The organism is uncultured Phenylobacterium sp., assembly GCF_902826855.1.
Taxonomy (GTDB): Bacteria; Pseudomonadota; Alphaproteobacteria; order Caulobacterales; family Caulobacteraceae; genus Phenylobacterium.
The window spans coordinates 1-8,473 of sequence record NZ_CADEGK010000192.1; the positions used below are offsets into that span (position 1 = coordinate 1).

Genomic DNA, 8,473 nt, shown 5'->3' on the forward strand with positions numbered 1-8,473 from the left:
CTGCGCACGCTTGAGTTCGAGGCGATGGTGTCTGGCTTGCGTCTCGAATGTCCTCAGTACTTGGTCCAAGGGCAGGGCCGGAGGTGATCGCGGTTCGCTCCTCTCGCGCACGCGACGCTCCAGAAGTCGACGGATGAGAGCCATGTGGCGCGGCTGAATGAGGCCCGTTGCGTACCCGTTCGCCAATACGGCCTGGAGCTCACTGTCTTGCTCGCAGGCGATCACCACCGCAAGGCTCAGTGGCAAGCGCCCGCTTTGCACCGCACCAACGAGGCTCGCCTCGCCCCGCTCGAGCAGCAGCGCAATCTTGCCAACCCAACTCGCGGACACTCCGATCTTGTCGGCGATCGCGTCGTCGCTATAGCCACGCAGCCGGAGAGTCAGAATGTCAGACATCAATTCTACGCCGTTGTGCTGTCGCCGCGCCACGTTCTCCACAAGGCTTCGGACCAGGCACTCCTCCTCGTTGGCATCTACGACGAGCGCGGGAATGTGAGTGCGCCCAAGCTTTGCATAGGCCTCCATCCGTCCCTGCCCACAGATCAGGTCGTAGGCTGTTCCTACGGGGTCTCCACGGACGGCCACTGTGATCGGTCGCTTCAGGCCCACCCGACGAATGCTATCGATCACCTCGTTGTGGGCGTGCTTCCCGCGGGTCCGCGGGTTGAGCACCCGTATTGCCGCGATAGGTATCTGCTGGGTTTGAACCGTGTCGGGCATCAGACACCTCATGGGGCTGCGCTCGCTCAGCGAGGACGAACAAAGGTTCGAGAGAATCAAAGCGACAGCTGGAGAAGGGTCGTCGCGGCCGCTTTTGGAGCACCACGCCCAAGTGACGAAGTACGACACTGGGAATGATGAGGTAGTCTTCCGGATCTGCGCCGGTTTCGCCGAGTCGGGCCACGACCCGGATGTCGGCTTGAGCCTGGCTGCGAAAGCGCGCGACCCATTTGTCCCCTCGGGAGCCTCGGACGGGGCGAATTTGGGAGAAGGCGACCGAGAACTCTTCATTCACGCGAAAGACACCGCCGGAAAGGTCATCGATCCGTGCCCCCCGCTCGCGCAGTGTACTCAGGATCTGGCCGACGAGCCGTGTCCTGCGGGACCTGTTCGACCGGGTTGTTTTGCGGCGCGGCCCCGGAACCGACGTGTAGCCGATCATCTCGTAGGCGCCTCGCAGCGAGCCAAATCGCTTTTTGTAGCAGCAGGCGCTCGGAACGTCTGGGGCGCGGTCAATGACATCCGCGGTCAGCCGACCTTCCCGATCTCTCAGCATGGTCAGGCTTTGGAGAAGTTGGGCTTCGGACGCACCGCAGGTCTGTTGTGCTATCCGCGCCTGCGCACGCGTGAATTCCTCTTCGGCTACCAGGGCAGCATGGGCACCGTTTCGTCTCACCCACTGCTCAGGCGGCATCGCGCGGCGGCCTTGCTTGAGCTTGTTGGCCGAGCGCCCAAAAACACTGTTTCCAATGTACTTTTCGTTGCGGAGAATTCGGTCGACGCTTGCGCGACTCCAGGGTCTCCCGCGCGGGCCCCACCGCCCTGAACCGTTCAGGCGGTCCGCGATCTGGGTGCAGTTCATCGTATCTCGCGTAAACCACCTGAAGAGGTCACGCACCACAGCAATCTCGTGCGCAGGACCGGGCACCAACACGACTCGATCATCCTGCAGGCTCTTCCGGTCGCCGTCGCCGAGGAGTACTTTCGGGCGGCCCTCCGAATCTAGGAGCTGTCGGCGATATCCGTAGCCGGGCGGCCCACCCTGCTTATACCCCATGAGGATCAGCCGACACTGTCCAGCGAACACCTTCGCTGAGAGTTCGCGACTAAACTCTCCCGCCATAGCTCGCTTTACACTTTTAATGATGGTCGCGACTGGGGTGCCGTCATTCTCGAAAGGCTCTGCGCAATAGATCACCCTGACGCCGCCCCGGCGGCAGAGAATCACGTAGTAGGCGCTCTCGTCGGCGTCTTGGAAACGGCCCCAACGACTCACGTCATAGACAAGCAGGCTCTCGAACTCGGACTGGCCCGCCTGGACGTCGGCGATAAGCTGCGCCAGCCCTCGGCGGCCCGCAATTCGCAGCCCACTGCGGCCTTCATCGGCATACGTCTTGACGATCCGCATGCCATGGCATTCCGCATAGCGCTGCAGCTCAGCAGACTGGTTCGCCGTTGAGTAGCGTTGGTGGTCCGTCGACATCCGAACATATTGCGCAGCCGGCCGTAGCGCCAGCTCGACACATGCCTCGTTGGAAGGTCGTACGGCCAAGACCCACTCCACACGTGCAGGATAGGCCGCTTAGGTAGGCGAGCCCACCGATTTCCAGCCGCTCACTTGATAGTGAGCGCGCTATCGCGCGAGCTACCATTCCGCTAGCGACGCCGAGGACCTATCGGCGCTCCACAGACCTCCGCCGAGCGCGGCTCTTACCGCCGCGAATAGGGAGCCCCCTTGGACTAACTCCCATCTTCTGAACCGATCCCCCCGGCGCCGTGGTCGCGCCTCGCGCGACCTTGTCATCGATCTAGCAGCCTGATCTGCTCCCGCACGGATTGCCGAACTGGCGGACGGACACCGCCTCGTCGTGGATTTCAGCCGCCAGGCGTGGCCGGCCCCTAGTCCATGCTCTTTGGAGGTTCGCGGTCCGTGAGGGCGGCATGGACAGCGGTGACTTCGCCCAAAGACACTGACGCACCTTGTCATGCGACCGGCTCTCGCGCGAGAGTCCGCCGAGGACGAGACCTCGTCACCACAACAATCGGCAGGGCCAATCACGAATGCACAGCGCGCCGGATGGAGATTTCACGTTCAGATGCATCGACTGCGACCACCCGTTCGAGATTGATCGAGCGAACCCACCGGGCGATGGTGAGATGATCCGGTGTACAGGCTGCGGCCGAACGATGGGAACGTACGCCGCAGTCAAGGCTGCGCTTATCGAGCAGGCCAAGGCGGACGTCGAGGCACAGTTGCGCGTTTGGTTAGGGGAGGCGTCAAGCTGAACCGGTGTTCGCCCAGGACGAAAATCTACTTCCCCCGTTCGGATCACCTCGTTCGGTCGTCAACGCGACGGGGCGCCTAGGCTGGCGTGCTGGAGGCGCATACCCGTTGTCACAGCTATATTGGATGGCCCGAGTCCGGCACCCCGCGGCGAGCGCTCAAGCACACGTGGCGACGTGGCTGGCGGTCCTTGACGCGGGCGGGGATCAGTCTGCCGGGTGGCGCTTTGCACGAAGCAGACCGTCAAGCCGGGTCTGCCCTCGAAAGTCTACGCCGAAGCGATACTCCCGGGAGCGGTATGTGTTTGCGTTTTGGACAACCCAACAGTAGGTGGCGCGTCCGGCTACATCCTCGGCACGGTAGATCTCGATCGTCTGCATCTCCGGGCACGCGTTGTGTTTGTCCGCACGATGCGAGCATGCCACGTCGATCTCCCCGAGACGCTGACGTTGCTCACGGACCACGCATCGAGCTTCTCTTCCCACCATTTGGGGCCGCGGGGCTGTGACGCAGGCGGTGACGGTCCCGGCACCAGTGACCTTGATCCGAGGACCCTGAGTACTAGTGGCTCGACTGGGTAAGTCACGCGAACACTTGAGCCCAGTTTCTCGTGCCTTCGCGCATTGGCCAGCGACGCCTCCGAGCTCCGTAGGCCGCGTCCGCGGCGCCTGCACCGGACAGGCCGCGTTCGCGACAGCAGGGATCAGAAGCAGCGCAAGGGCTCCTGCCAAGACGCCTTGCCTCGACCCCATCGGCATCAATCCTCTCGATCTTGTTCCCAATAACGCCGTGTCGCATCAAGCGACGGCAGGGTGCTGAGGCCACGCTCTCAGCCCGCCCTACGGTCGAGGCCGGCAAAGGTATTGCCGTCTAACTACGCTTCAGCGTTGCGGCTGGAGCCTTGGTGGACGCTGCATCGGTGAGCTTGGCATCTGAGTCCAACAAGGTCTGCCGCCAGCGTTCGCGAACCTTCTCGCTCTGCGCTGCCCACGGCATCTGCAGGCCTCCACTCTTGTTGGCTGCCTCATAGGCCGCTCTTGCTTTCGCTTCGATCGAATCCTCGTCCATGGCGGCAGATTGCCTCGACTTCGGGGCCTCGTCCATAGCCGCCCGCGCAGGGATGGTCCTTCGGCGCCAGCCTAGGCGCCACGAAAGGCTCTGCGACGGAGGCGACCTTTTGCCGTCCCTTCAGCGCAACCGATAAAGGGAGATGCCGCCACTCGCATAGTCAGGCGTGCCGAGGTCCGCCGCCGGCAAGTTGGTGAGCACGCAGGTTCCTGCTGGCAGCATGGCTGCGCGCGAGGGGAACATCCTCTCGTCGACAAGGATGAGGGGCACAATTCGAGGCACCGCCGACATGGCATTGTACAGGGCGGGAAATGACTCAGTCGTCGAGAAGGCGATCACGCCGCCATCGCTTGGCGGACACAGCAGGCGCGCGACCTCTCCCGCCCTTCGCACCGGTGCCTGCGAGGCGGACCAACGTCCCTGCCACACGACCGTATTGACCGCGGCGACGCCGAGCAGAACGACCAGGGCCGCCAGCTGCGCGTCGAGCCAACGAACTCGGTTCACGATGATCAATCCGCCCAGCACAAAAACCAATCCACCTAGAAGCCAGGGAGCCGTTACGCCCAATCCGAAAGTGCCGAACTCGGAACTTGTGTAGGCGAAGAACAGCTCTGGGGAGTCGACAGGAAGCAGTCGCAACGCTGGAAGTCGGATCAGAAAGAGTGTGGCGCCCCCCGCCCATAGCGCGACGACGAACAGCCGCAGGCCGACTGACTCCAGATCGGGACGATGGGCGCTCCATATGACGGAGAGAACGAGAAGAGCTGGCAGAGCGAAACTAATGTAGCGGAGGTGTACGCGCTCGGGTTCCTGACCCACGAGTATGGCAACGACGGCGACCACCGATACGATCAGGATCAATAGGAACAGCCCCACGAAGGCATACCGCGACGATGAACTCGCGTCGTCGTGCCGGGCGCAGATCGCCCGGATCAAGAAAGCGATAGCCGGGCCGAAGAGAGAAAGGATCGCGGCCAGGTGGAGTAGCGCGTAGTCCAAGATCGGCAGCAAGCGGTCAGGTGACATGAATGCGGCCTTAGCCATCTCGAAGTAGAAGTCTCCGACGAGGCTGTGTGATGTCACCTTGGCTGCGGAGCCCACCATAAGTCCGCCCCCTATGGCGACGAGGCCGAACCCACCTAGAGTCACGGCGCAAAGACCTGCTACGCGCTTCACGCTCGCTCGCTCGATCCACAGCCCCCAGACGACTATTGCGGTGAGGAAGGCCGCCAATGCGAAGAGACCATGCGCCTTAATGAGCGTGAGCAACCCCAGCAACAGTCCTGCCGCCTGCCAAACCGGAAACGACTGACCGCGACTTACGAGGAGCACCCCCACCAATCCGGTAAATGCTAAGAAATAGAGACTCTCGGGGAGGACGTAGGCGGCATAGGACCCTAGGGGGTAGAAGGCGACCAGGGCGGTGCAGATCAGGGCCCGACGCCGGTCTGCGCACCTCAACGTCGTACCGGCGAGCCACGTAGCGGCCGTGGCTATCGCCAAGGCATTGATCAGCTTGACTGCGACATCGACAGGGACCGTGCTTCGAGAAAGGACCTGTATCAATCTAAGGAAGAGCGAATTTCCGAACTGCGGTACCGTCGGCGCAACGGCTTTCAAACGATCAAGATAGTCTAGGGCGCGCCCCCCAATTAGGTACGCGTACTCGTCGACGAGAATTACCGGCGTGGTGATGCGCAGGCCTGCGTAAAGCCAACACAGCCCAGCACTGAAGATTATAATTCGCGCCGCGAGCCGAGTACCGAAATCGTGCGCTGGGACCTCGCCCTCGTGTTGCGAAATCAAGACTAGCTCTTTGACGGCATGATCATGTGTGGATCGAGTTGATGCTGAAGCGCTTCAGGTTGGCGAGGGATTGAGTGTGAGCGTAGACCAGCGCGAGCAGCCCCGAGCGAGCCCAGGCGGCGAGCGTGTCGTCGGGGAGAGCATGAACCCGGTCCATGTCGATGATGCGCAGGCCACGGATCTGGCGGGCCTTGCCGTTGACTTTCAGACTGAGGATTCTGGCGACCAGAACGTTATACTCTGAAAGGGGCGCGCAGAGGGCCTGGGTGGCGCGGTGCAGTCGGGTGAGGTTGAAGAGCTCCTTTTGGATATCGCGCAGCCAGGCCGCTGGCACCGCTTTGCCCTTTTCCTCGACGAATAGAGGCTGGCCATCGGATGTCGAGAGGCTGGGCGCGCTCTCGTCGATCATGAGCACAAGGGATTTGCCGTGCTCACCGAGGGTAAATGGATAGCGGCGGAAATGGAGGGGCAGGTGGCCGGCGGTCCAGCGACCCTCGTCGTCGATGAAGGCGTTGCGTCCCTTTTCCGCAGCGACGAGGGCGAGGGGATAGGTGGCGTTGTCCTGTTGGAAGACGATAGGGAAGGAGCGGCTCGCGTTCACGACCTCGGACGCCATAATGGGGCAGCTGACTTCCTCGCTCAAATGCTGGAAGTGGGCGGTGGAGGTGAGCCGGAGATGGGCGTGCTTCTGAGGAGACAGCGCAACGAGAGACTTGAACATATGTGAGCGATCTTTCGTCAGCGGCGCCGCGCAGGACGCGTTCTTAGCGCGCCCCACGAGACCGCGCCAGCACAGGTCCGCGCCGCCTGTTAGGGGCCCGAAGCACAGGTGATACCAATCAACCCTCAACGATTATCACGCCCTGTTGGTCGACCCAGGAACCTCGCGAAGGCCTCGACCGGCGCGCGGAACTGATCCACCTTGATGGTCAAGGAGAGAAGCCTCATGGACAACGTTAGCCTTGTCGCCACACTTCGTGGCACGCATGCTGAGGAACGGGTGGATCGCGTTTCGGGCTTAGCACTAGCCCTTACGATTTTGATCACAGAACTTGCCGGCCTTGAGGTGTCGGCTTCAGAGGCGGCAGAATGGGACGAGGGGCGAGCCAGCCCTACGCGCGCGAGAGCGGACATATGGCGCCAACTCCTGTCGCAGCTCGAATCATTACCGACTACAAGGACGCCCGCTGGTGACGAAGGCGTGCGTCTTCTGTCGACACAGCTACGAGAACGCCTAGGCGAGCAGGCACCACTGGCAAAGGCTTCGCAGCCCCGGAATGCACACTAGCTAGCTAGCGCGATCTCGCGCAAGCCTTGTGGCGAGGGTGCTGGTCAGATCACCCACACAGCGGCTCCGCGCTCAGGCAACCATCGGCCACTCAATGCTGGTTGGTGCGCCGCTTTCTGCCTCCGGCGACCTAGCCAAAGGAGACGACCGGGCTCACTGAACCGTTCGTTTCGACAACGCGCACAGCAGTAGGAATGCCTCGTAACCAGAAATTGCTGGCGATGAGCCGGGCGTTGGAGATGGCCGCGTCGCGGCTCTCATGTCGCGTCAGTACCTTACCTCGGAAAACGACGACGTACTCTCCGTCTAACAGATCTACATCGTAGACGAAGCGGCGATGGTGCTCGCTCACTGGTCGCCCGAACGCTTTGCCTGGTGGGTTTGCGCTCGCGCGCAATCGAACCACCCCAACTGGCAGATCATCCTCGGGACAATCATCCATCTCATTGTTCCTCTTCACGAGTACGACGTCTTCGTCCCAGGCGCACATGCAGGGCCACTAGTATCACCACGGCCTTGTCATACTCGGGGTCACCGGGCCAGCGAACACTCAAGCGTGGCTAACCGGCGCGCTTGGCGGCGACAGATCGAACCGAGGACCACGCGCGCGATTCCCCGGTGGGGGGCAGAGGGCATCACCCGAAGGCATGCAAACTCTACGGGAGTGGCGGCATAGACGCATCGCTCCTGGCTTCAAATTAGATGCTCATGTATTCTGCCCACGACCATCCGTGATCACCCCGATTTGGCACAGCCTTGTCGCCGACCCCCCCACTCGATAGTCAAGCGATGCGTCGCGCGCACGATGTGGCGAGATTTCAGGCCGTTGGAGCTGAAATTTCCTGCCCCGGATGCGGCGCCACTCACACCAAACGAACGTACAACCACCTGTTTTGCTCATCAGAGCCGGGTGAGCCCTCGTGCAAAGATCACTACTGGAACGTCGTGCGTCCAAGTGAGCGCATCACCTCCACAGGCGGCAGCCTTAGCGACATTGCAGAACGCAACGCCCTCGTAGGCGTCTTAGCGCGAGCAATTCAGCAACAGATGGTCGCCCGAGTTGGCGGACCTGAACAACTAGGAACCACCAAGGGCAAGGCGCCTAACGTCGCGTTGGATCTAGATGCGGTCGCCGACGCAGTGATCGCGTGGATTCGACGCGTTTAAGGCGTAGGCGAAATTCCCGCCGCGCCACTCGCTTACGATGCTGCAGAGAGGGCTTCTCGATCGGCATAGAACTTGGCCGACGGCGGGCAGTTGCACTGGTGGGCGGGACGGCTGGATCGTTTGTCGCAAGCGGCGGG

The 8,473-nt window shown here is 62.0% G+C and carries 6 protein-coding genes; all 6 read right to left on the reverse strand.

Features of this window, described 5'->3' with window-relative positions; genetic code table 11:
• The coding region (locus tag QZV94_RS20155) for a plasmid partitioning protein RepB C-terminal domain-containing protein (RefSeq protein WP_367254952.1) at positions 1-732 on the reverse strand (732 nt) is incomplete at its 3' end.
• A complete protein-coding gene (locus tag QZV94_RS20160; protein ID WP_293681057.1) occupies positions 620-2,284 on the reverse strand; it encodes a recombinase family protein in 1,665 nt (554 codons plus the stop codon). The genes QZV94_RS20155 and QZV94_RS20160, both read right to left, overlap by 113 nt.
• A gap of 1,590 nt (positions 2,285-3,874) precedes the next feature.
• Positions 3,875-4,072 carry a hypothetical protein gene (locus QZV94_RS20165; protein WP_293681060.1) on the reverse strand — a complete coding sequence of 66 codons (198 nt, stop codon included), beginning with the start codon at positions 4,070-4,072 and terminating at the stop codon, positions 3,875-3,877.
• 120 nt (positions 4,073-4,192) lie between these two features.
• The gene (locus QZV94_RS20170) at positions 4,193-5,881 is read right to left on the reverse strand and encodes a hypothetical protein (protein ID WP_293681063.1); all 1,689 of its coding nucleotides are present in this window, start codon (positions 5,879-5,881) and stop codon (positions 4,193-4,195) included.
• 22 nt (positions 5,882-5,903) lie between these two features.
• Positions 5,904-6,602, reverse strand: a complete 699-nt coding sequence (locus QZV94_RS20175; RefSeq protein WP_293681066.1) for a SapC family protein — start codon at positions 6,600-6,602, stop codon at positions 5,904-5,906.
• A 697-nt stretch (positions 6,603-7,299) separates the two neighbouring features.
• Positions 7,300-7,659, reverse strand: a complete 360-nt coding sequence (locus tag QZV94_RS20180; protein ID WP_293681069.1) for a hypothetical protein — start codon at positions 7,657-7,659, stop codon at positions 7,300-7,302.
• Positions 7,660-8,473 lie beyond the last annotated feature (814 nt).

Bases quoted from the DNA above. Each gene is read 5' to 3' on its own strand.
- QZV94_RS20165 (WP_293681060.1), bottom strand. From the start codon at position 4,072: ATGGACGAGGATTCGATCGAAGCGAAAGCAAGAGCGGCCTATGAGGCA.
- QZV94_RS20180 (WP_293681069.1), bottom strand. From the start codon at position 7,659: ATGTGCGCCTGGGACGAAGACGTCGTACTCGTGAAGAGGAACAATGAG.
- QZV94_RS20175 (WP_293681066.1), bottom strand. From the start codon at position 6,602: ATGTTCAAGTCTCTCGTTGCGCTGTCTCCTCAGAAGCACGCCCATCTC.